The sequence below is a fragment of the Allocatenococcus thiocycli genome (assembly GCF_921292965.1).
Taxonomy (GTDB): domain Bacteria; phylum Pseudomonadota; class Gammaproteobacteria; order Enterobacterales; family Vibrionaceae; genus Vibrio; species Vibrio natriegens.
This window is the reverse complement of sequence record NZ_CAKLCK010000034.1, coordinates 1-23,172: the sequence shown is the minus strand read 5'-3', so window position 1 is coordinate 23,172 and position 23,172 is coordinate 1. Positions and strand designations below refer to the sequence as shown.

Genomic DNA, 23,172 nt, shown 5'->3' with positions numbered 1-23,172 from the left:
ATATCTTTTTGGGATTTTTGCAGGCGAGGCACGTTAGAGTCGCAAATATTTTCAACGAGTCGTGTTTTTAAGACAGAGGGAACGCGAAGGCAGCATGACGATTTTAGATATTTTGAAGAATCTGATTATCTTATGATGTAAGTACTTACTATTTCTTTAGGCATAAAAAAGCCAGCAGATAGAGGTCTGCTGGCAAAGTCTTTGGGCTTCTTTTCTTTTTATTGTTCCAGAAGTTCTGGAGATTAACCTTGCTTACGAATCAGGTAGTCAAACGCGCCTAAGCTTGCTTTTGCACCTTCACCCATCGCAATGATGATCTGTTTGTAAGGAACCGTTGTTGCGTCACCCGCAGCAAATACACCTTCTAGGCTGGTTTCACCGTGACTGCCTACTTCAATTTCACCGCGAGGAGACAAGTTCACATCTGAATCTTTCAGCCACTCTGTGTTAGGAACAAGACCGATTTGAACGAAGATACCCGATAGCTCAAGTTCTTTGATTTCATCTGTGTTGCGGTCTTTGTATTTCAGGCCAGTCACGCGCTTGCCGTCACCCACAACTTCCGTTGTTTGTGCCATGGTAATGATGTCGACGTTTGGTAGCGAGTTCGCTTTGTTGATCAGTACTTGGTCAGCACGTAAAACATCAGCAAATTCAAGAACCGTTACATGCTCCACAATACCTGCAAGGTCGATTGCCGCTTCGATACCTGAGTTACCGCCACCGATAACGGCAGTTTTCTTACCTTTGAATAGCGGTCCATCACAGTGTGGGCAGTATGCAACGCCTTTATTACGGTACTCTTGCTCACCAGGAACATTCATTTCACGCCAGCGAGCACCTGGGCTCAGAATGACACTCTGACTCTTAAGCGTTGCGCCACTTTCTAACTGAATGTGGATTAGACCATCTTCAGTATGTGCTGCGCCCATTAGCTTTTTAGCTTGTTGTTCTGTCACAACGTCAACGTCGTACTCTTTCAAATGCTCGCCAAGATCGGCAGCCAGCTTAGGGCCTTCAGTGCGTTTGACTGAGACAAAGTTTTCGATCGCCATTGTGTCCATAACCTGACCACCAAAACGTTTAGCCACAACACCAGTGCGGATGCCTTTACGTGCTGCGTAAAGCGCTGCTGCACTACCACCTGGGCCGCCACCTACAACAAGAACGTCGTAAGGTTCTTTTTCATCCAGCGCTTTTGCTGCTTTCTCGCTTGCGCTGTCGTCGACTTTGTTCAGAATTTCTGTAAGTGACATGCGGCCTTGGCCGAACAGCTCACCGTTAACGAATACACTTGGTACTGCCATGATATCGCGCTGTTTCACTTCGTCTTGGAACAAAGCACCGTCGATCATGGTTGCTTTCACTTTCGGGTTAATCGCTGCCATCATGTTAAACGCCTGAACAACATCAGGACAGTTCTGACAAGACAGAGAAATAAAGATTTCTACATCCAGTTCTTTATCTAGCGCAGCGATTTGTTCAATCACTTCTGGCTCTAGCTTGATTGGGTGACCGCCAGAGTGAAGCAGAGCAAGGACTAGTGACGTAAATTCATGGCCCATAGGCAGGCCAGCAAAGCTAAGTGCTGTTCCTTTAGTCGGGTTGGTTACCGCCATTACTGGTTTACGGTCACTGGCTGCGTCGTCACGAACAACAGAAATATGCTCGCTCATTTCTGCGATTTGATTAGCGAGAGACAAAATATCATTTGCCGCTTTGCTTTCATCTAGGCTAACCACTAGACGTACGTCTTCTTTTACATTAGCCAGATATTGTTTGAGTTGTTGTTGGATCGCTTGGTCTAACATAGTTGTTATTACCTTTTAATAAACAGAAGAGTGGTTACTCTGGATAAAAACATGAGGAGAGAGCAAACCGGGAAGAAGGTCGTCAAGGTATCTAACCCGGATTGCTCTCTTTAATTAGGTTTTGATTCTTAGATTGAACCAGCGTTGGCTAATCTAGAATTAGATTTTGCCTACTAGGTCTAGAGAAGGTGCTAGCGTTTCTTCGCCTTCTTTCCATTTAGCTGGGCAAACTTCGCCTGGGTGTGCAGCTACGTACTGAGCCGCTTTAACTTTGCGTAGTAGGTCTTCTGCGTCACGGCCGATGCCTTCTGCAGTGATTTCCATTGCCTGGATAGTACCTTCTGGGTCGATTAGGAACGTTGCACGGTCTGCAAGACCTTGACCTTCACGCATCACGCCGAAGTTGTTTGTGATGTTGCCAGTTTGGTCGCCAAGCATGTAGTAGTTGATTTTGCCGATAGTCTCAGAGCTGTCGTGCCATGCTTTGTGAGTGAAGTGAGTGTCAGTTGATACTGAGTAAACTTCAACGCCACGGCTTTGTAGCTCTGCGTAGTGGTCTGCTAAGTCACCTAGCTCGGTCGGACAAACGAACGTAAAGTCAGCTGGGTAGAAGAAGAATACCGCCCACTTACCTAGAACATCTTGTTCTGTTACTTGTACGAATTCGCCTTCTTTAAACGCTGTAGCTGTAAATGGTTTGATTTTAGTATTGATCATTACTTTACTTTCCTTTCGGTTATTTTGGATTAGCAAATCTTGCTGTCGGAAAGTATATTCGCATCTGAGTTAGGTTAAATAAAATTGCTTTTAACTATCTTATTGATAGCTGATTCCTATTTTCCTAAATAGAAAAAACCTATTACGCCTAATTTGTACTGACTATTAATAGGTTTTTGTTTTTCACTCTGCGATGACCATGTTGCGCCTGGATAGAAGCTTCACAAGCCAATAGTTTTAGGTTTATTTATTGTTATTATAGTGTTAAATAAATGTAAATTACGCAAGTGTATCCAACAGCTTGTTGCACAAATTCTTTAAAGTAATCAGTTCATCCAGTTCTAATGTTATTTTGCAGGCTATGGCATTAGGAACGGATTTAGCGCGTGTTTTTAACTGTTTTCCTTCGCTGGTCAGGTTCAAAACTCTCACACGCTCATCGCTTTCGCTTCTCCCCCTAGTAACGAACCCTTTTGCTTCTAGTCGTTTCAACAGAGGCGTCAGTGTGCCTGAGTCCAAGTGAAGACGTGAGCCTAATTCTTTGACACTTGCCCCGTCTTTTTCCCAAAGAACCATCATGACCAGATACTGAGAGTAGGTAAGTTCCAGCTCATCCAGTAGAGGACGATAAGCGCGAATGACGGCGTTAGCTGCACTATAGAGCGGGAAACACACTTGATTTTCCAGCAAAATTTTCTCATCGTCGTTCAATGGGTTTTCTGTGTAGCACTGACTCATGGGCTTGGCCTATCTGTTCACTATGGAGGTTATAAAAATAAATTGTGCACAATATAGTTGCAAGTGAAGTTTGTTTCGATATAAGATTGCAAGCAATTAAATTGTACACAACTTAAATTGGAAGAGGATTTTCGTATGACGACGTTATACAAAACTCAAGCAACTGCTCTTGCCGGTCGTAATGGCCAAGTGAAAACTGACGATGGTCTATTGTCTCTCGACTTAGCATACCCGAAAGAAATGGGAGGCACAGGTGCAGCAACAAACCCAGAGCAACTGTTTGCTGCTGGATACTCGGCGTGTTTTTCTAACGCGATTTTACACGTAGCGCGTGAAGCTAAAGTGAATCTCAAACATGCGCCAGTAACCGCAGAAGTGGGCATTGGTCAGAACGGCAACGGCGGTTTTGCTCTTACCGTCAGTCTGGCGGTTGAGCTGGATTTACCACAAGAGCAAGCGCTTGAACTGACTCGTACTTCACATCAGGTTTGCCCATACTCAAATGCGGTGCGCGGTAATATCGATGTTGCAGTCACCGTAAATGGCGAAGCGATTTAATTGAGTTGGATTGCTTAATCAGATAAAAAAGCCTGCATAATCGCAGGCTTTTCGGCTATTTGATGGCAGTACAGAAACTGACGTCTGCATGGTGAGTTTGTGGGTCAAAGCTATGGTAAAGCTCGAAGCAAGGACGATCATCGCTTTCAATGCCAGACTTAATCACTTTACTCATCAAATCATCCCATGCTTTTGAGTATTGGCCGTTTTCCGTGATGCGTTGACGCATGACTGCGTATTGACCACCAGGAAAGTCTTGCAGCTCAATGCCACTTGGAACTTCGGTGTCTTCAGGCACCATCAAACAGATGTCAGTTCGACATTTCTCGTTCGGCGTGATTTCTGGGTTGTCGTGGTAAATAAAGATGCAGGTGTTGCCCGCCAGACCTTTCATGCCAGCCCATTGGTATAGATGACCTGCTGGCTCTTCATAGCCTTCGCCGTAAGGACCATTCACGCGAATGTACGCCAGTTTGGTTGCGTCAAAGTGTTGCGTTTCCATAATAATGCTCCATGTTGTGAGTTCAGAGCCAGTATATGAATCGCTGGGATTTTCTTCGTTTCCGTTCTTGCGCAATGTGTGTCCAATCTTGCTGTTTCGCGCTAATTCAGAAAACTGTTGGTAGTTTTCACAATCGCGAAAGGCCGTTGGCGTCACCCCATAATGTTGTTTGAACGCTTTGGCTAAGCTTTGTGAGCTAGAAAAACTGTACTCTAAAGCAATGTTGAGCACCGGTTGTTTGGATTTGAACAGGTCATCCGCTGCGGCTTCTAGTCTTAAACGTCGGATGAAATCGGCTAAGGTCTCGCCCTGCACGGCTTTGAAAGTACGATGAAAGTGATAGGGGGATAAGTTCGCTAACGCCGCAACTTCGAGTAGATTGAGTGGTTCGTTAAAGTGCTGTTCCAGATAGCGAATAACAGGAACGAGTCGTTTTTGATAATCGACGCGTATTATTGGTTCATCCTTGTTTGATTTGCTCAAAGCGTATCGTAACAAGGCAAGCTTTCAAGGCTGCTATTGGATAAATGCGTCGCGGTCGGTTGTTTTAAATAAAGATATTGTTGTTCAACAATAGGTTAAACCTCACACTGGTAAGCGAAGCACACAATAAAGTGCTCAATACCCTGTCAGCTCCATATAGCCAGTGCCTGAATGAGACCCGTCGATGGTCACCGGACCCTCCCAATAGGTTACCGACAGGGGCATTTGTGCCTTAGGATTGAGTGCAGTAATCGTGATTTCAATTTGCTGATTGGGGATCGAAAGCTGCCACTCAGTTGGATAGTCACGACCTTGAATAGTCGTTTTTCGGGAAGCTTTTAAGCGGAGCTCGTTTTGTTGAATCGCGGTTCCGCTGCCATCTTGGTTCATCAACTTAGCATGCGAGTAACTGGCTTTTCCGGTTTTTGCATCGCGAAGTTGGAACACCATCAGGCTTGTTTCCTCACCCAGCCTTAGCGCAAACCAATCCCAACCTTGCTGTGACTCGTGTAAGTACTGTGAGCTCCACTCTCTGTCGATCCAACCTTTACCTGAGACCTGATGAGTTTCGCCATCGATGGTGACTTCTCCCTCTACATCAATAAACGGCTGACTGTAGTAATGCGAAGCGGCCTGACCATCGGCACTTTTGGTGCTGTATCCTTGCTCGCCTTGCTTTTGATAGGGCGCATTGCTGGTTAGTTTGAGTGAGTAACCAAATTGCTTGGAGTTGGTATTGAGCGCAGCGGGAAACAACTCATCGGTGGATGAGATCCACTGCCAATCATCCAGATAAACACGAAATGGTGAGGTGTCCACTCCGGCAAGCTCGCTGTGATCCCGTGACCATTTTTCATCGGCGTAATGTTTGTCTTTGGTGGTAATCGCGCTATGCGCCATGTAAATTTGATGGCTTTGCCAAACGGCCTTTGTTTCTTCTGGTTTGTCTTTCTGTGGTACCGCAGCGAAGCGAAATTGTGTCCATTGCACACCGAGAGGGTTGCCCTTTTCATCGGTTAAGGTTGCCGTTAAGTACCACCATTCATGACGAAAATCGAGGTGCGCTTGATGATCTGCAGGGAAGGTGATCTCAACACCTTTCATCACTGGAGTGAACGACTCGGCCTCGGCTGGTACTTCACTTCCTCCTAATAGCATCCCTACATTTTGTCGCTTGGATTCTTCACAGCCGATAAGAGCTAAACAACCAAGTACTAGCGCAACATGCTTTACGATTTTACTCATCACAGTACCTCACTTTGTAAGCTGGATACCACAGGTTTGCTCACCAAGCGCCACATTGGGATCAGGGTAGCCATCACCGCGACTAAAATGGTAATGACGGAGATACTGAGTGCATCACTCCAGCTCCATAGGTAGTTCAAGCTCCAGCCGAAAGCGCGTAAGGTTACTACGTCAGTCAGTATATAGCCGACCATTGCGCCAAGTGGTATGGCGACAACCAACGTAAAGCTAACCAAAGCGACGATTTGCCCAACCACCATCGCCATCAATTTTCGACGACTCACGCCAAGCGCATACAACCTTGCAATGGCGGCTTTGCGCGCATCGAGTAACATAAAGCAAGCGCTGAACAAACCGATCACAGCCACCATTAAAGTCACGCCATTTAGTGTGCGTGTGATGGCAAAGGTTTGTGAAAAGATATCTAACGCGACTGATTTGACGTGAGCCTGATCGTAGAGCTGACTCGGACTCAGAGCCAACTGTTGTTGTAATTGGTCATACATGGATTTTTTGTCGCCAGAGATTTTGATCCCAAGGCTAATCGGCAAGTCTGTAAAACCGCGCTCTTGCCACAATTGAGGGGCAAGTAATACTTCGCCATTGGGTGCACCGTAGTCGTGAAAAATGGCTCCTACAGTCAGAGTCTCGCCTTTCAACGCATCGAGCTTCAATTCACTACCAAGCGATAAGCCAAGTTTCACTGCGGTAGGTTCACTAATCGCAACGACCTCTCCTTGATAAAAGTGCGGCCAGAACTCATCAACACGAGACTTAAATACCATGGTTTGTTCTAAAGTGTCTTTACCTTTGGTGCCAAGCCGGATAGGTAAGCCCTGCAAGTTTGCATCGACATAATACTGTTTATAGACTTTTTCTACGTTGTCGAAGTGTTCCAGAGCATGCTCAACATTCGCCATTTCACCCTGCGATGGACTGACGTAAATATCCGCATGTAGCCTTTGTTCGAGCCATTGCTTTAAGGTGGATTCAAAGCTTCCGACCAAATTGTTCATACCGATATTGGCGGTCACGGCAAGAAGCAGCGCCATCATCGCAAGAGAAAGTGGAGAAACCAACTCACGCAGTTCAGCAAACAGATACTGCACTAAGCCAGGTGTGTTTTGCTGCTCGCTCCAATACGCTAATACGCTGAGCGTTTTCGGTAGATATAAAGGAATTGAAACCACTAACACACCAAGCCATGCCATGGTCAGGCGATGATGGTCACTCAACCATAAACCTGTCAGAGATAGCGTGGTGAGCACCAAGCCGACAAGGAACAGTTGATTCTGGTTGGATGTTTCTGGTGCTTGATAAAGACCACTATGTGAAGAAAGCGGCTGATGGACTCGCTGTTTAAAGTGCTGCCAACAAGCGAGCAAAGCCGCCACTAACGTCAGCAATAGCGCCTGTGCCCACCATTGCCATTGCCACGTGCCGGGAAGCAAAGTAGCGCCGTACAGTTGTTCAAGCGTAAGGGCAACCGTTGGATGTAACCAATGACTTAATTGCATACCGAGGACAAAGCCAAGTGACGCGCCGAACGCCACCAAAATCATCAATTCAACTAATAGCGCAGAGAACACATTTATCGGTGCGATGCCAGCCTGCTGAATTTGTACCAACAGGCGATTACGTTTGAGTAAACTGTACTTCACGCCGTTATAGGCGATAAACAGGCCGACTAAAAACGCCAACAAACTCATCGCTGTAAGATTAAGATGGAAGCTGTCCGTTAGTGAGCCAAGATCGGTGCTTTGGGTGTTGGCGACCCATTGTCCTTGTTTTCCGACTAAGCTTTGCCATTTCTCGAGGTTATTGCCTTCAGTATTGAAAACCGCGATATAGCTCAGTTGTCCGGGTTTATTGAGTAACTGCTGAGCGAAGCCAATATCCATCAACATCCGGCTTCCCAGTTGCCAGCCATCCGGCAGAACAACGACTTTCGTTTTGACCTCATCCAGAATCATGAAATCTGCGCCACCTAGATTGTGATGTTGGGATTGACTCATCATCACAATCGGTTCTCCAGCCAATAGCTGAGTCAGGGGGAGTGCGCTGTCAAATAGGGAAACATCTTGTTCGTTACTAGAGTCCGAGGAATAACGTGTTCCAGAGGTGATTGCCTCAATAAGGTCGCTTCCCTGCACTGACCACCGACGACCTTGTTCATCCCTGACCCGACCTTCGATCACCGGCAGTGAGGCGCTTAACCCCTTTTGCCTAAGTGAAAAGTAGAGCGATTCGGGCAAATAGCGTTGACCAGTTGGTGGGATAATCAGGTTTTGTGCTTGAGCGCTCAGCTGCTCTGTAGATTCTGCGTAGCTGCGCTTGGCATTGAGATTGATGGCTTGCACGGCGACAAACAACGTAACGGCGAGTACGATGCCAACTAGAATTGCTGCGGCTTGCAGCGGTGCTTGCCGATAATGAGTGGTAAACAGGTAAAGTGCGAGTTTGGTGTGCGCAAACCTGGTTTTTTTCATAGCGCGGCTCGGAGGTTGTCCAGCTCACGGACAAGGTGACCGTTTTTCAAGCGCAGTTGAGCTTGCATGAATTCGGCACATTCAGTGCTATGCGTCACCAATATCACTGCGGTTTTACCTTGCGTGGTAATGTCACTCAGCAGCTTCATGACCTCTAAACCGGCTTTTTGGTCAAGGTTACCAGTAGGTTCGTCAGCGAGTAAGAGTTTGGGTTTGTGGGCTAAGGCTCTGGCTATGGCGACACGTTGTTGCTGACCACCAGAAAGGGTAGAGACATGCCTGTTTAGTAAATCACTAATAGCCAGAGTCTCCACTAAATAGTCACACCATTCGTTCCAATTTAGCTGGTTCAAATTTAGTGGAAAGGCAATGTTTTGTTTAACGTTTAGTGGCGTTAACAGGTTGAATTGTTGAAAGATGACGCCAAGCTTTTGGTGTCGAAAAAGGCTCCATTGCGGGTCTTTCCAAGCCGTGGTGTTTTCTCCATCTAACCATAGTTCGCCACTTGATAGAGGTTCGAAGCCCGCAATGATATTGAGTAGGGTACTTTTACCGCTACCACTTGCCCCTGTTAGTGCCACGCTTGCGCCGTTTGCCAGAGCGAAGTCGACATCTTCCAGCACACGGTGGTTCTCGTTGCCATCAACAAAGCTTTTGCTGGCACTTTTAAGTGTGACAAGCGGATTTCCCATTTTCTCTCCCTGTAATCCAACAACTTGAGCCGTTTCTTTCGGCGGTTGTATATCTATAAGATTTTAGACAACAAACTGAAAACGATAGCGATTAACGTCGACTTCCAGACAACTTGTACTCAAAATAGAAGGGAATGGATGAGTGGTTCGGGGAGATGGTAGTTTGGGTTTACGATCTCAACCACCTACTTGAGTAGGCGGTTGTTATTTAGAGCGTTTCGTTCTTCCTCATTCTTCAGCCGGCTTTAAAAGTAGGGGCCTTCACAATTTTGAAGTTGTCCCAAGCTTGGCTAGTTGGCATCACTTCTAAGCTGTTAATGTTGATGTGGCTTGGCTGCTCTGCTATCCACAGCATGATGTCAGCGATGTCCTCTGGCTGCAGTGGGTTAGTGCCATCGTATATTTGGTTGTACTTGTCCTGATCCCCATTAAAGCGCACTAAACTGAACTCACTTTCAGACAAGCCCGGCTCTAAACTGGTGATACGGAGCCCCGTGCCCGCGAAATCTGAACGCAAATTCCGTGAAAACTGAGCCACAAATGCTTTGCTGGCACCGTAGACGTGTGCGCCCGGATAACACCAGTTGGAGGCAATACTGGCTAAATTGATAATGGTCGCTTTTGGTTGCTCTAGCAGGATTGGCAACAGTGCGTGCGTGACGTTAACCAGGCCTGTGACATTGGTATCGATCATGGTGTGCCAATCATCGAGTGACGCTTCATTTGCGGGGCTTGCTCCTAATGCCAGGCCAGCGTTGTTAATCAAAATTTCGATGTTCTTGAATTGTTCTGGTAATTGTTCAATCACCGCTTTCACATCTTCAGCGTCTCGTACATCCATTGTCGCAATATGGATGTCACAGTCTTGAGATAATTCATCCGCGAGCGCATTCAAACGTTCTTTACGCCTGCCAGTTAACACCAATTGGTAGCCTTCGTGACCAAAACACCTTGCTGCCGCTTGGCCAAAGCCCGATGTTGCGCCAGTGATAAACACAGTAGGTAGATTCATAGCCAATGTCCTTTTTCCGTTAGAGCATCCAAATTGCTCGGAGCAGCGCCAGAGCTGATAGTATTAACATCAGATAGAATGCCGCTTGATGAATGATGTTTAAGTTCTTGTATTTAAAAGCCTGTTTTCCTGCCATCAATGCCGTCATTGCAATTAGTGCATAACCTAATGGGTGATCGGGCATGAAGTACCACTGTTTGGTCATCACATAGCTACTGCCGACAACAAAACAGCTAGTAAGAAAGAAGTAGCTGATTAAGCTATTGCGCTGCACGTCAATGGGCATCTTGCTATAGCGCATGTAAATCACAACGGGTGCGCCCCCTGCGGACACAGCACTGGTTGTCCAGCCTGACATAAACCCACACAACAACGGTGACCGTGATAGCTGTAATGTCAGGGCATGCTTGCTGTGACTGAGTGCAGCAAGGGCTAGTATCGCGCCCGGAACGATCACTTTAAGCTGACTATCTGGCAGGTAGAGCAAGAGTAGGTAACCAAAAGGTACACCAAGACCCGTAGCCCACAGCAGTGGGGTCAGTGTTTTGAAATCGGTTTTGTTCCACGCGGAAGCGACCAAAGGCAAGCAAACTAGCAAGTCTAATAGCAGTACCGCAGGCACCATTTCGGCAACAGGGTACATAGAAGAAAGGACTAGGATAACCAAGGCTGAGAAACCGAAGCCGGTATAGCCTCTGATGAAACCTGCAACAATCAATGTAGAAATAATGATAAATTCTGACACGGCGACCTTCCTTTCTAATCAACCAACCGTAATGCTTAATGTTAATTTACTTGGATTAGGAAGGATTCCTTAGTACCAGTTGAGGTTATTTATGGGTGCAGGTAAAGCCATGAAAAATAATAAAAAAACCATCACGAGTTAAGTTCGTAATGTATGGTTATTGGTTCGGTAAATCTCTTGCTTTCGGGCGGGTTTACAATAGTGAGGCGAGTTTTTGGATCCCGGCGTCTATCTTGCCTTTGTCTATCGCGGAGAAGCCGAGTCTTATGTATCGACGGCTATCTAAATGAAAGCGGGCGAAGTGAATGGTTCCAGGCTCTACCAACACTCCGGCATCCTGAGCTTTTTTGGCGAAAGCTTCACAGTCGATAGGTTCAGGTAATTTCAGCCAGAATGAGCTGCCCCCCATCGTTTCTGTGGTCACACATTGCGGCAGGTGCTTTTCTATTGAAGTACGCATTTCAGTCCAGCGTTCTTGGTAGCAATTTTTCAGCTTACGTAGATAGGTGTCGTAATGACCTAGCGAAATAAACAGTGCACAGGTGCGTTGGTTGTTCGCTGGTGGATGGCGGAACATCAAGCGTCGAAGTGAACGTGTTGCTTGAATCAAAGGTCTTTCAGTGACCATATAGCCTAATCTCAGCCCCGGGGATAGTGATTTGGATAAGCTACCGATGTAAATGACTCGGCCATGTGTATCCAAACTTTTGAGTGATGGGCTCGCCTGACTTAGCACATTGACTTCACTCTCATAATCATCTTCTATGATCACAAAGTCATATTTTTCAGCGGCATCCAGCAGTGCTTGTCGCCTTTGCATCGACATGGTGACATTGGTGGGCACTTGATGGCTCGGGGTGACGTAGACATAGTCACACTGCTTTAACTCGTCGCTGATTTCAATCCCTTGGCAATCTATGCCAATAGGTACGATATGCGCGCCACGAGAAGCAAAAATATTACGCACGTCTGGGTAGCCCGGCTCTTCAATACCAATGGCCGTTCCTTGATTTGCCAACAGCTCTGCCAATAGATACAACGAATTTTGTGTACCTATCGTGATAAGAATTTCTTCCTGATGGGCTTTTATACCGCGTTTGGTGAGCACGTTATTTTGTAGCTGTTTGATAAGTGCCGGGTCATCACTGTCGATTGAGTCTGATATCCAGTCTTTTACTACACCGGAACGCTGTGATAAGCGGCAGCATTCGCGCCAATGGTTTAGAGGGAATATCGAGTGGTCAGGTTGTCCGAACAAAAACGGATAAGGGTAATCTTGCCAGTTTTTGGCCTTGGATATATTGCGTTGATTACGCAGATCTTTCTTAATTCGGTTGGTCCAAAAATGGGCAGGTTTTGCACCAAGAATGACTTCATCACGCGATGTTGATGTGTCGTCGATATTTAAATCTTCGTGTAATGCTTCTGTATTTGGGTAGTAGCCACTGCGCTCCTGCGACTTCAAATACCCTTCATCAACCAGTTTGTCATAGACGAGAACAACGGTATTTCGAGAAACTCTGAGCATTGATGCCAGCTTGCGGCACGAAGGTAACGCTTTATCTTCAAAGACGCCATTACGCATTGCGTCGAGTAAGTGTTCCCTAATTTGTTCTTGCAAGCTTCTCTCTGGAGAGAATTGTATGTGCATCAAATATTCACTTTTCATAACTCGCCTATAACGGTGCTGTTTTATTCTACTAACAATCGCTAAGCATCAACCGTACCAACTTCCCTTTTACTTAATAGTTACTGCAATGTGTGTTGACCCCATAAAAAGCTACAACTGGATCTATATGCCAGACAGGGAGCTTGTCTAAGGTGAAAGAAAACCGAAGGAGAGCGTTTATGGATTACGGACAAACACATTTGGCACAGCAGCCAGCCCAGCGCGATGTTGAACAGGTCGAAGCGTGGGATAAAGCGCATGTTTGGCATCACTTAACACAACATGCCGCATTTGAAAGCCAGTCACCGCTTATCATGTCCCATGGTAAAGACGAGTATGTTTGGGATATTAAAGGCAATCGCTATTTGGACGCGAGCTCAGGTGGTGTGTGGTGTGTCAATGTCGGCTATGGACGCGAGCGAATTGCCGAGGTGATAAAAAACCAAGCGTTGCAATTGAACTACTTTGCAGGTTCCGCTGGATCTCCAGTGATGGCGGAGTTTGCCAGTAAACTCATCGAAAAAATGCCGGGTATGAGCCGTGTTTATTTTTCTAACTCGGGTTCTGAAGCGAATGAAAAAGCGTACAAAATAGTACGCCAGATTGCGCACAAAAAGTATGGTGGTAAAAAGCATAAGATCCTTTACCGAGAGCGAGACTATCACGGTACAACCATCACATGCTTGAGTTCCACCGGGCAAGAAGAACGCAGAGCACAGTACGGCCCGTTTACCCCAGGCTTTGTTGAATTTCCGCATTGCTGTGAGTATCGCTCTCAGTTTGGCAGTGTCGATGACTACGGCATCAAAGCAGCACAACAATTAGAAGAGGTGATTTTACGTGAAGGGCCAGAAACCGTAGGTGCGATTGTCGTTGAGCCGATCACGGCGGGTGGTGGCGTGATCACCCCGCCGAAAGGCTACTACGAAGAGATCCAACGTATCTGTAAAAAGTACGATATTTTGATTCACGTTGACGAAGTGGTGTGTGGTGTTGGTCGCACTGGCAAATGGTTCGGATACCAACATTATGGTATCAAGCCAGACATCGTGACGATGGCGAAAGGGGTTGCATCGGCTTACGCTGCTATCTCTTGTACCGTGACAACAGAGGAAGTTTTCCAACAGTTCAAAGACGATCCTTCGGATAAATACAGCTACTTCCGAGACATCAGTACTTTCGGCGGCTGCACGATTGGACCCGCCGCCGCATTAGAGAACTTAAAAATCATTGAAGAAGAAAACCTGATCAATAACGCCGCTCACGTTGGTGAATATTTAATGGCGCAGCTTCAGCGCTTGAAATCGAAATATGAAATGGTCGGTGATGTGCGAGGAAAAGGGTTATTTCTTGGTATCGAATTGGTAGAAGACAAAACGAGCAAAGAACCTGTCAAAGAGGCCGTTGCTGCCGATATTGTGGCTAAGTGCATGAAGCGAGGTGTGCTTATCGGGCGTACCAATCGATCCTTTGAACGGTTAAATAATACCTTGTGTTTGAGTCCACCGTTGACTCTCACTCTAGAGCAAGCCGACGAAATCGTGAATGTTATTGACGTGGCCATTGCCGAAAAAGTCGCAGAGCCAGTGATTTAACGTCTATTTAAAACCAATAAAAATCAACAGCGCCTTGGTGCTCCTTCGTGGATTGCCAAGGCGCTTTTTCTCGTTGTTAAACCCGATAATAAATGCACTAAGATGGCGCACTGAATTGGTGCGTAACTGGACCAATAAAGAAATGCTCTGGTACTACCTAACCACAACAGCAACTCGTAATGTGAAGATGTCATACAGCACATAAGGACGTGGATATGAAGACACTGATGAATAAATCACTGAAAAACAAGTTGGCGAGCAAAACGGTATTACTGGGGACTTTGCTTTGTTCAATGAATACTTGGGCAGCGAAAGAAGTGACGATCGGCTACCAGGGAATGTTCAACCCGATGAAGTATGCCATTGATCAAAAGCTGGTTGAAAAAGAAACGGGTTACGACATCAAGTGGCGTAAGTTTGATTCTGGCGCAAAAGCAATTACGGCTATGGCGGCAGGTGCTGTCGATATGACCGTTGCTGGATCCAGCCCAATTGCGAGCGCGGCAAGTAATGGCGTTGAGATGGAACTGGTATGGGTGATGGAAAACATCGCAGACGCAGAAGCCTTGGTCGTCAAAAACGGAAGTGGTATTAACTCGCCAGCCGATCTCAAAGGTAAACGCATCGCGGTTCCATTTGTTTCTACTACCCACTTTCACATGCTATTTGCTCTAGAACAATTTGGATTGAGCGAGAAAGACGTCAAGCTCATCAACATGCAGCCGAATGCGATCATGGCGGCCTGGCAGCGTGGTGATATTGACGGCGCGTTTATCTGGGATCCTGCTTTGGGCAAGATCAAGCAAGATGGCAGCGTGCTTATTAGCTCAAAACAACTTAGCGCGTGGGGCAAGCCGACATTCGATGGAATGATTGCGAACAAGCAGTTTGCAGCTGAAAACGGTGAGTTCGTTTCTAAATTTATCACTGTGGTTGCGAGTGTTGATCAGCAATACCGCGCTGGAAAAGAAACCTTCAGCGCTAAAGACCCAATGGCGGTTTCAGTCGCGAAACTGGCTGGTGGTGAACCAGAAGGCGCGGTTGACGCGATGAGCTTATATGAATTCCTGGATGTGGATACTCAATTGTCATGTCAATGGCTGGGTTGTGGCAAAGAGGGCGGTGCAACCAAAGCGCTCGAAGCAACGTCTGCTTTTCTGTTGAAAGAGAAGAAGATATCGGCACTGATGCCAGATTACAGCGTATTTGTTAACCCAAGTTACGCCGAAGCAGCAAAAGCTCAGTAATCACATCTACAAATACAAGGAAGTATCGTATGTCTACAGAGAAAACACTGAAAATAGAAGACGTGTCGGTCGTGTATGAAGATCGTCAGGGAGGAGAACCCGTCCTTGCTCTATCGGGGGTTAATTTAGAGATAGAACAAGGGGATCTGGTCGTTGCACTCGGAGCTTCGGGTTGTGGCAAAACGACGCTATTGAACTTAATGGCAGGCTTTATCACTCCAACAGAAGGGTATTTAACCTTGGGCAACTCATCGGTGGAAGGCTTACCTCGTGTGGCCTTAGGGCGTGATATTGGCGACCAAATTGTGGGCCCGAGCGCTGACCGAGGCGTGGTGTTTCAAAAACATGCGTTATTTCCTTGGCTTAACGTCATCGAAAACACAGCATTTGGTTTAAAGCTTAGAGGTGTGAGCAAAGAAGAACGCCTGGAACGCGCAGCCAAATACCTGAAATTAGTTGGTTTGGAAGATTTTCATCAGCACAAGGTGTATCAACTTTCTGGCGGTATGCAGCAGCGTGTTGGGATAGCCCGAGCTCTGACGAACGACCCGAGCATTCTGTTGCTGGATGAGCCGTTAGGTGCACTTGATGCGCTTACCCGCGAGACCTTACAAGAGCTGCTTCTCGATGCGTGGCAGACCACCAACAAAATGATGTTCTTTATCACTCATAGTGTCGAAGAAGCTCTGTTTATGGCATCTCGCCTCATCGTGATGTCGCCAAGACCGGGGCGTATTACCCATAGCTTTGACCTGGACTTCAACAAACGCTTTTTGGAATGTCGGGATGCACGAGCCGTTAAATCGATGCCTGATTTTATCGAGATGCGAGAAAAGATCCTTTCCATCATTCACCAAGATGAAGTACCGGAGGTGGCGTAATGACTCAAGCAGCTATGGTTACAGGAACAGGTGCGGTTACAGAAACATCCGCAGAAACGGAAGTGAAACAAGATCGCGTACAGGACAAAACCAAACAAGTGACGGTTGAAGAACGCAAGCAAGATAGTGTGATTCACAAAACGCCCCCTTTTTATGCGCTTATCAAAGCAATAAAGAAGAAGACTTTAGTGCCGGGCAACTATTATGGCGAGCCGGGGCAGGGCGACTCTCGATTAGTGTCGGTGATTGCGAGTATTTTCTTTATCGCACTATGGGCACTGGTCACCGAAATGGGCTGGGTAAAACCGCTATTTTTGCCCGCTCCGAGTGCAGTGATAGAGCGTTTTGGTGACTTGGTGGTCAATGGTTTTTCTGGCGTGTCACTCACGGATCATCTGGCGGCAAGTTTAGGGCGCGTATTTGGGGCGTTTATCCTCGCCGTTGTTACCGCTGTGCCAATTGGTATCCTTATCGGCTCTAATGTGTGGATTCGTGGCTTCTTCGATCCCTTGATTGAGTTTTACCGCCCTTTACCTCCACTTGCTTACCTGCCTTTGGTGATCATCTGGCTTGGCATCGATGAAACCAGTAAAGTGACGTTGATTTATTTGGCGATGTTCGCGCCAATCGCATTGAGTGCCCGAGCGGGTGTGAATTCAGCGCGTAGTGAACAGATTCAGGCGGCGTATTCCATGGGGGCTTCCAAAACTCAGGTGCTTTATCACGTCATCATCAAAAGTGCGATGCCTGAAATTCTGACGGGTCTGCGTATCGGTATTGGCTTTGGCTGGACCACGCTGGTGGCGAGTGAAATGGTGGCAGCAGAAGCGGGGATTGGCTTTATGGTGCTCAATGCCGCAGAATTCCTTGTCACAGACGTTGTGATCGCAGGCATTATTATTATCGGTGTGATTGCTTACGCATTTGATTTGTTTATGCGTTATCTGGAGAAAAAGCTGGTGCCTTGGAAGGGGTATTAAGCGCCGCTTAGTGGATGAGTTTTATCGAAGAGGTCAGCTATCAAAGCTGGCCTTTTTTATGTCCTAAACTTTTCTATTTCCCAAATAACATAGAAAAACAGATACGTGGTTCTAGAAACAATAAAGCCTGGATAAACCAGGCTTTATGAGCAGAAAGGAAGGCTTACACGTAGTACGCTTCAACTTCGCCTTTCAGTTTGATCAGCATTGGGTTACCGAAACGGTCTTTTGCTTTTGGAGACGCGATTTTTACCCAGCCTTCGCTCACGCAGTATTCTTCAACGTCAGTACGTTCTTTGCCGTTGAAACGAATACCGATTTGGTGGTCGAAGCACTCTTTCACGAAGAATGGGCTACGAGGGTTACCTGCAAGGCGATCTGGTAGAGCTGGTTTAGTAGTGTCGTTCATTTTATGACCTGGATTCCGTAAAGAAAGTGCGCCATTGTAGTCAGTGTCCGCGTCGTGTTCAAGATAACCTTACTCCAACCTGTGACTGATTGTCTTTTATAAGTTTGTACTGCCGTAGTTATCGTAATTTATTCGTCCTGACGTCTTGATTCGCATCCTGTCACATAAACAGATTGGCTGAAGGCATGCACAAAACCGCTATCACCATGTATCTATGAGATTCCTAACAGCCAGACCTCTGATTCCTAAGTAGTATCCCTGTCATCGTGAAAACAATGGATTCGTCCCTATGTATAAATATAAATTACCTGTCCTTGAGAAAATCGGTTTCGGAGCCGGTGACATGGCGGTCAACGTGGTGATTTCATCAATGATGTTAATCATTACCTTCTTCTATACGGATATTTTTGGTATTAAACCCGAAGACTTAGCGATGCTATTTATCGTGGTTCGATTAATCGACGCAGTGACCGACCCGGTGATGGGTATGATTACTGATAAGTTTACCTCTCGTTGGGGACGTTACCGCCAGTATCTGCTCTTTCTAGCCATTCCTTTCGGAATCTCGGTTTACCTCGCTTTCAGCACGCCAGATGGCGATTACAACACCAAGCTGGTTTACGCTTACGCGACGTACATCTTTGTCACAGTCATGTTTACCGCGGTGACCATTCCTTACATTTCCCTCATCAGTGTGATGACCGATGACCCGAAAGAGCGATTGTCTGCGAACGGCTATCGCTTATTCTTCGCTAAAATCGCGGCGTTTCTGGTCACCATTATCGTACCGCAGCTATCAGCGGCTTGGGGTCAAGACAACATTCAATTGGGTTACCAATACTCGATGGGGCTTATGGGACTGATGGGCACACTGCTGTTCTTGTTCTGTTTCGCGACCACCAAAGAACGTATTGAACACGTGGTCGACAAAAAATCATTTAAAGACCAAGTTAAGTTGTTGATGCAAAACGACCAATGGCTGGTGCTTTGCGCGGTATGTGTCACGGGCACTATCGGCTACGTAATTCGTGGTTCAGTGGCTGCGTATTACGCTAAGTACTACCTTGGTGGTGACGCAGGCACAATTTCAGCCTTCCTTGCGACGGGTGTCGGTGCGGCGATTCTGGCGATGGTGGCATCAACTTGGATTACTAAAAAGTACTGCAAAATTAAACTGTTCCGTTACAGCCAGGTCGCGGTACTGTTACTGAGTGCGATGCTGTACGTTTTCGTTGGTCGTGATGATCTGGCGTTGGCATTCGTGTTGTATTTCTTAGTTTCGTTCGTGGTGGATTTACATGCGCCAGTGTTCTGGTCAGCCATTGCAGAAGCGGTCGACTACGGCGCTTACAAAACCGGTCAACGTGTGTCTGGCCTTGCGTTTGGCGGCATCTCATTTAGCCAGAAGCTAGGTATGGGTATCGGCGGCGCAGTGGTTGGTTGGCTACTGACATTCTTTAACTACGTACCAAATGAAGCGCAATCGGATTACGCACTGACTGGTATCGCACTGATGCTGACGGTTATCCCTGGTTTCTTCCACTTCTTAATGGGTTCGCTGATGTTCAAATACAAAGTGACCGATAAGTATTACCAGTCGATGACAGCAACGAACATCCTGGAAGAAGAGAAAAACCTAAGCGATGTTCAATCTTCAAAACCACAATCAAATTACGCAAATTAAGGTAAGCAGTATGACTGATTTCGTAAACCCTATTATCGAGCAACGTGCCGATCCGCACATCTACAAACACACGGATGGCTACTACTATTTCACCGCTTCGGTACCGGAATACGATCGCATTGAGATTCGTCGAGCAAAGACCATCGCGGAGCTCGACACGACCAGCGAACTGATCAACGCATGGTACAAGCCTGATACAGGCCCATACAGTGATTTAATCTGGGCGCCAGAGCTGCACTTTATCGATAACGCTTGGTATGTCTACTTTGCTGCCGCACCGTCTAGAGAAATCATCGATGGCTTGTTCCAGCACCGTATGTACGCGATATCGAATTCGAACCCGAATCCGATCACACCGGAATGGACGTTCGAAGGGCAAATCGACACTGGTATGGATACCTTCTGCTTAGACGCGACCTCGTTCAGCCACAATGGCGTTAACTACTACGTGTGGGCGCAAAAAGACAACAACATCGGTGGTAACTCAAACTTGTACATTGCTGAGTTGGAAACGCCAACTAAGCTGCGTACCGCGCCACAGTGCCTGACAATTCCAGAGTTTGAGTGGGAGCAAATCGGCTTTTGGGTTAACGAAGGGCCATCGGTAATTCACCGCCATGGTAAATTCTGGATGACTTACTCCGCCAGTGCGACCGACGAAAACTATTGCATGGGATTGCTCTATGCAGATGAAAATAGTGACCTGCTAGACCCGAAAAGCTGGGTGAAAGCCAAACAACCAGTGTTTAAAACCAACTGGGAGAAAAAGATTTACGGGCCAGGTCACAACAGCTTTACCGTTGATGAAGAAGGCCACGACCTATTGGTTTATCATGCGCGTGATTACACCGAAATTGAAGGCGACCCACTCTGGGACCCTAACCGCCATACGCGTATCAAACGCCTCATTTGGAAAGATGGTTTCCCACTCTTTGGCGAAGCGATTTAATCCTGTTATATCAGTACCTGCGATTTGCAGGTACTGTGTTTTTGAAAGGAGCCTCTATGCCCAACAGCATTATCCCACCCGACTCGATCAAGGCTGCGATTGAGCACGATCTTTTCACCGATGGTAAGCCTGCGACGGTTCATATATTACGTAATCATCACGGCATGACAGCCACCTTTATGGATATTGGTGCCACATGGCTAAGTTGTCAGCTTCCGACTTCTTCTGGGCCAAGAGAAGTTCTGCTCGGCATGACCTCGCTGCACGATTATCAGTCTCATTCTGCTTTTTTAGGTGCGACCATTGGCCGGTTCGCCAACCGCATTGCTAAGGGGCAGTTCAACTTAAACGGACAAACCTATTCCATTACTCGCAACAATAATGGTAATAGCCTACATGGCGGTATTGAAGGTTTTGATAAACGCCGCTGGCTAGTGAAAGACAAAAGTGATTCACACATTACTTACTGTTTGATGTCTCCTGATGGTGATCAAGGATTTCCGGGTAACCTGACCGCTGAAGTGGCTTATACGCTGACGGAAAACAATCAGCTGTGCATCGAATACTCGGCGATTTGTGACCAAGACTGTCCAATAAACCTGACCAACCACGCCTACTTTAATTTAGACGGCGCGGAATCTGGCAAAACCATTCTTGGTCATGATCTGCAACTACTGGCGAACGATTATCTACCTACAGATGACCAGCTCATCCCGACTGGTGAGCTGAAAGCAGTACAAGGGAGCAGTTTTGACTTTGGTCGCTCTCAGGTAATCAGAGATCGATTGTTAGAGGATGAAGACCAGAAGCTAGCCAAAGGCTATGACCACGCTTTTACCTTACCTGAAGAGTTAACGGATGGCGTTAGCACTATCGCTCGCCTGACTAGCTCAGACAAGCTGGTGGAGATGTCAGTGTTTACCGATAAACCTGCGATTCAGTTTTACAGCGGTAACTTCTTGGCAGGTACGCCTTCTCGCAATGGGGAGTATCGCGATTATCAAGGCCTAGCGCTTGAAACTCAGTTCTTACCGGATTGCCCAAACCACCCAGAATGGCCAGAGGCGAACAAACGCTTTATTACCCAAAAGTCGTTCTATCAGCACCAAACCAGTTACCAGTTCAACTTTCAATAATTAGAAATGATTCGGGCAGGAGAGATTCCTGCCCGACATGTATACTCAGCGTCTTAAGGTTACTTACATCACTTTCTCACGATAGAGTTTCGGGCTTAGCCCGGCTTTGTTCTTAAATACGCGCGAAAAATAGAGTGGGTCCGAATAGCCAATTAAGCGAGAAATTTGGTTGATGGAATAGTTCGATGTCACCAGTAACTGTTTCGCTCGGCTAATTCGTTGGTCATCACGCCACTGGATAATCGTCATCCCAACTTCGTCGCGGAATAAATGCCCCAATCTGGAGGGCGACAAACACACAAGATCGGCTAATTTTTCGTTGCTGAAATCTTCATTGAGGTGTTTGGCCATGTAATTCAACACGTTGGTGATTCTTGGATCAACGAGTTTCTTGATCAGGTTCGGCTGGTTCATTTTACAGCGTATCAATAGCTGCTCTAGCAAATTGAGCGTCAACTCATCGCTGTAGGGCTCGTCCTTCTTACTCAGGTCTTCAATCTGCTTAAACAGCTGCTCGAGCTTTTCCTGAGCGTCAATGTGCACACCTTTAGTGATAAACACACCGTTGATGCAGCTTTCCCACTTAAGACGGTTTATCCAGTAGGCGCGCGGGCGAAAATAGATCCAGCGATGATGCCAGTCTTCTGCCTCTTCTGAGCGGTGGTAGTAGTGCGGTACACCCGTTGGAAAGAGTAGTAAATCGCCTTCATTAACCGTAAAGGATTCGTCACCGTGGAACACGGTACCTTGACCTTTTACCGTCAAATTGATGATAAAGCCCTTCATCCCATGAGGACGGTCAATAACAAAGTCTAGATCGTTGCCTTTTGAGATTGGCGTTAAACCCGCAACTAAATGAGCATTGAAGTCATATCCAGGTTTCAAGGGATCGTTTTGCATTCTATTTTCCGTATAACAGCATTAAAACTTGCCGCAAAATCGCGCGGCAAAAAAGTAAACCAGAGTGGGAAGCGTTGTTTAAGTCGTTGTTTTAACGCTTCACCATAATTATCGGTTGCAGCCATTATGTTGTTGCGATGGTAGACACCTAATTCGGCATGCCACATCGCTACGCCACAACCTGTCATGCTAAGCATGGATTTATCAGTATAGTTGTCACAGACCGCACTGCTATCCTTGTTCGTTTGGCATACGCATAACCCACAAATTCTACTCGATTACTTTGCGCAGTAAAAAAATAGGTAACGAAAACGAGAGGTAGGGAATTGTTCAAGCTAATAGGGAGGGTGGCATGATGTGCGGGAAGTTGGATGTTCAAAATATAGCGAAACACCTACTCGACTGACCCCCTCAGCCGAATAGGTGAATGCGTGTTTTTAGATACCGCTGCTAAAACGGTAGAACAGACTGTTGTGTTTCAGCTCTGTTTTGAAGTCACGGATGGTGGTGTTCTTGTCAATCACAACCAGCTCGATACCAGCAAACTCAGCGAAGTCTTCTAGCATATCCAAAGTGACGTTTTGCGTGTATACGCTGTGGTGCGCGCCACCCGCATGAATCCATGAAGCCGCAGATACTTCCAGGTTAGGCTGAGGTTCCCAAAGCGCGTGTGCCACTGGCAAGTTCGGTAGATCTGATGGTGGTGTCACGGTATCAATTTCATTCACCA

At 46.7% G+C, this 23,172-nt stretch carries 20 protein-coding genes and 1 pseudogene; 8 read left to right on the top strand and 13 right to left on the bottom strand.

Translation table 11 applies throughout. The annotated features are described in order from the left end of the window. Positions 1 to 242: 242 nt before the first annotated feature. The 3 genes from ahpF to ohrR all read right to left on the bottom strand — a co-directional run bounded on the left by ahpF (position 243) and on the right by ohrR (position 3,266). Complete coding sequence (ahpF, locus tag L9Q40_RS13830; RefSeq protein ID WP_065300601.1) at positions 243 to 1,811, bottom strand: alkyl hydroperoxide reductase subunit F; 1,569 nt, start codon at positions 1,809 to 1,811, stop codon at positions 243 to 245. A 159-nt stretch (positions 1,812 to 1,970) separates the two neighbouring features. Further along, positions 1,971 to 2,528 (bottom strand): alkyl hydroperoxide reductase subunit C, encoded by a 558-nt coding sequence (gene ahpC / locus L9Q40_RS13825; protein WP_014235093.1) that lies wholly within the window; start codon positions 2,526 to 2,528, stop codon positions 1,971 to 1,973. A 279-nt stretch (positions 2,529 to 2,807) separates the two neighbouring features. Beyond that, a complete protein-coding gene (gene ohrR, locus L9Q40_RS13820; protein WP_498793632.1) occupies positions 2,808 to 3,266 on the bottom strand; it encodes a transcriptional regulator OhrR in 459 nt (152 codons plus the stop codon). A 135-nt stretch (positions 3,267 to 3,401) separates the two neighbouring features. Between ohrR and ohr the strand changes: the two genes are divergently transcribed. Continuing rightward, positions 3,402 to 3,824, top strand: a complete 423-nt coding sequence (ohr, locus tag L9Q40_RS13815) for an organic hydroperoxide reductase Ohr (RefSeq protein WP_014235091.1) — start codon at positions 3,402 to 3,404, stop codon at positions 3,822 to 3,824. Positions 3,825 to 3,879: 55 nt separating this feature from the next. On the opposite strand, the gene L9Q40_RS13810 is transcribed toward ohr, so the two are convergent. From L9Q40_RS13810 to pdxR, 7 genes are all read right to left on the bottom strand, one after another. Beyond that, entirely contained in the window at positions 3,880 to 4,779 is a 900-nt protein-coding gene (locus L9Q40_RS13810) for an AraC family transcriptional regulator (RefSeq protein WP_498793658.1), read from the bottom strand. A 165-nt stretch (positions 4,780 to 4,944) separates the two neighbouring features. Further along, positions 4,945 to 6,054: a lipocalin-like domain-containing protein gene (locus L9Q40_RS13805; protein WP_498793630.1), complete on the bottom strand. Its 1,110-nt coding sequence runs from the start codon at positions 6,052 to 6,054 to the stop codon at positions 4,945 to 4,947. Continuing rightward, positions 6,054 to 8,543, bottom strand: coding sequence for an ABC transporter permease (locus tag L9Q40_RS13800; RefSeq protein ID WP_498793629.1), 2,490 nt, complete (start codon positions 8,541 to 8,543; stop codon positions 6,054 to 6,056). Before L9Q40_RS13800 ends, L9Q40_RS13805 begins: the two co-directional genes overlap by 1 nt. Beyond that, a complete protein-coding gene (locus L9Q40_RS13795; RefSeq protein ID WP_498793627.1) occupies positions 8,540 to 9,235 on the bottom strand; it encodes an ABC transporter ATP-binding protein in 696 nt (231 codons plus the stop codon). The genes L9Q40_RS13800 and L9Q40_RS13795 overlap by 4 nt, the downstream gene beginning before the upstream one ends. A gap of 235 nt (positions 9,236 to 9,470) precedes the next feature. Beyond that, a complete protein-coding gene (locus L9Q40_RS13790; protein ID WP_498793626.1) occupies positions 9,471 to 10,247 on the bottom strand; it encodes an SDR family NAD(P)-dependent oxidoreductase in 777 nt (258 codons plus the stop codon). A gap of 19 nt (positions 10,248 to 10,266) precedes the next feature. Further along, positions 10,267 to 10,992 carry a TSUP family transporter gene (locus L9Q40_RS13785; protein WP_498793624.1) on the bottom strand — a complete coding sequence of 242 codons (726 nt, stop codon included), beginning with the start codon at positions 10,990 to 10,992 and terminating at the stop codon, positions 10,267 to 10,269. Between the two features lie 193 nt (positions 10,993 to 11,185). Beyond that, positions 11,186 to 12,661 (bottom strand): MocR-like pyridoxine biosynthesis transcription factor PdxR, encoded by a 1,476-nt coding sequence (gene pdxR, locus L9Q40_RS13780; RefSeq protein WP_498793622.1) that lies wholly within the window; start codon positions 12,659 to 12,661, stop codon positions 11,186 to 11,188. Positions 12,662 to 12,840: 179 nt separating this feature from the next. Between pdxR and L9Q40_RS13775 the strand changes: the two genes are divergently transcribed. The 4 genes from L9Q40_RS13775 to L9Q40_RS13760 all read left to right on the top strand — a co-directional run bounded on the left by L9Q40_RS13775 (position 12,841) and on the right by L9Q40_RS13760 (position 17,364). Next, positions 12,841 to 14,256, top strand: coding sequence for an aminotransferase family protein (locus tag L9Q40_RS13775; protein ID WP_498793620.1), 1,416 nt, complete (start codon positions 12,841 to 12,843; stop codon positions 14,254 to 14,256). Positions 14,257 to 14,471: 215 nt separating this feature from the next. After that, positions 14,472 to 15,503 (top strand): taurine ABC transporter substrate-binding protein, encoded by a 1,032-nt coding sequence (gene tauA / locus L9Q40_RS13770; protein WP_065300592.1) that lies wholly within the window; start codon positions 14,472 to 14,474, stop codon positions 15,501 to 15,503. Between the two features lie 29 nt (positions 15,504 to 15,532). Continuing rightward, positions 15,533 to 16,384 (top strand): taurine ABC transporter ATP-binding protein, encoded by an 852-nt coding sequence (locus L9Q40_RS13765; protein ID WP_014235081.1) that lies wholly within the window; start codon positions 15,533 to 15,535, stop codon positions 16,382 to 16,384. Further along, positions 16,384 to 17,364, top strand: coding sequence for an ABC transporter permease subunit (locus tag L9Q40_RS13760; RefSeq protein WP_498793617.1), 981 nt, complete (start codon positions 16,384 to 16,386; stop codon positions 17,362 to 17,364). The genes L9Q40_RS13765 and L9Q40_RS13760 overlap by 1 nt, the downstream gene beginning before the upstream one ends. Positions 17,365 to 17,527: 163 nt before the next feature. Here the strand turns inward: L9Q40_RS13760 and L9Q40_RS13755 are convergent, their stop codons facing one another. Next, a complete protein-coding gene (locus tag L9Q40_RS13755; RefSeq protein ID WP_014235079.1) occupies positions 17,528 to 17,773 on the bottom strand; it encodes a DUF3297 family protein in 246 nt (81 codons plus the stop codon). A 289-nt stretch (positions 17,774 to 18,062) separates the two neighbouring features. Here L9Q40_RS13755 and L9Q40_RS13750 point away from each other — a divergent pair, with 289 nt between their 5' ends. Genes L9Q40_RS13750 through galM form a run of 3 tightly spaced genes read left to right on the top strand, consistent with a single transcriptional unit; the run spans position 18,063 to position 21,542 of the window. After that, the gene (locus L9Q40_RS13750; RefSeq protein WP_020335004.1) at positions 18,063 to 19,457 is read left to right on the top strand and encodes an MFS transporter; all 1,395 of its coding nucleotides are present in this window, start codon (positions 18,063 to 18,065) and stop codon (positions 19,455 to 19,457) included. A gap of 10 nt (positions 19,458 to 19,467) precedes the next feature. Further along, the gene (locus tag L9Q40_RS13745) at positions 19,468 to 20,406 is read left to right on the top strand and encodes a glycoside hydrolase family 43 protein (RefSeq protein WP_014235077.1); all 939 of its coding nucleotides are present in this window, start codon (positions 19,468 to 19,470) and stop codon (positions 20,404 to 20,406) included. Positions 20,407 to 20,462: 56 nt separating this feature from the next. Continuing rightward, on the top strand, positions 20,463 to 21,542 hold the full coding sequence (galM, locus tag L9Q40_RS13740) for a galactose-1-epimerase (RefSeq protein ID WP_498793614.1): 1,080 nt from the start codon (positions 20,463 to 20,465) through the stop codon (positions 21,540 to 21,542). 63 nt (positions 21,543 to 21,605) lie between these two features. Here the strand turns inward: galM and araC are convergent, their stop codons facing one another. After that, complete coding sequence (gene araC, locus L9Q40_RS13735) at positions 21,606 to 22,442, bottom strand: arabinose operon transcriptional regulator AraC (RefSeq protein WP_014235075.1); 837 nt, start codon at positions 22,440 to 22,442, stop codon at positions 21,606 to 21,608. 437 nt (positions 22,443 to 22,879) lie between these two features. Then, positions 22,880 to 23,172: pseudogene (locus L9Q40_RS13730) on the bottom strand (L-arabinose isomerase); the annotation flags it as partial.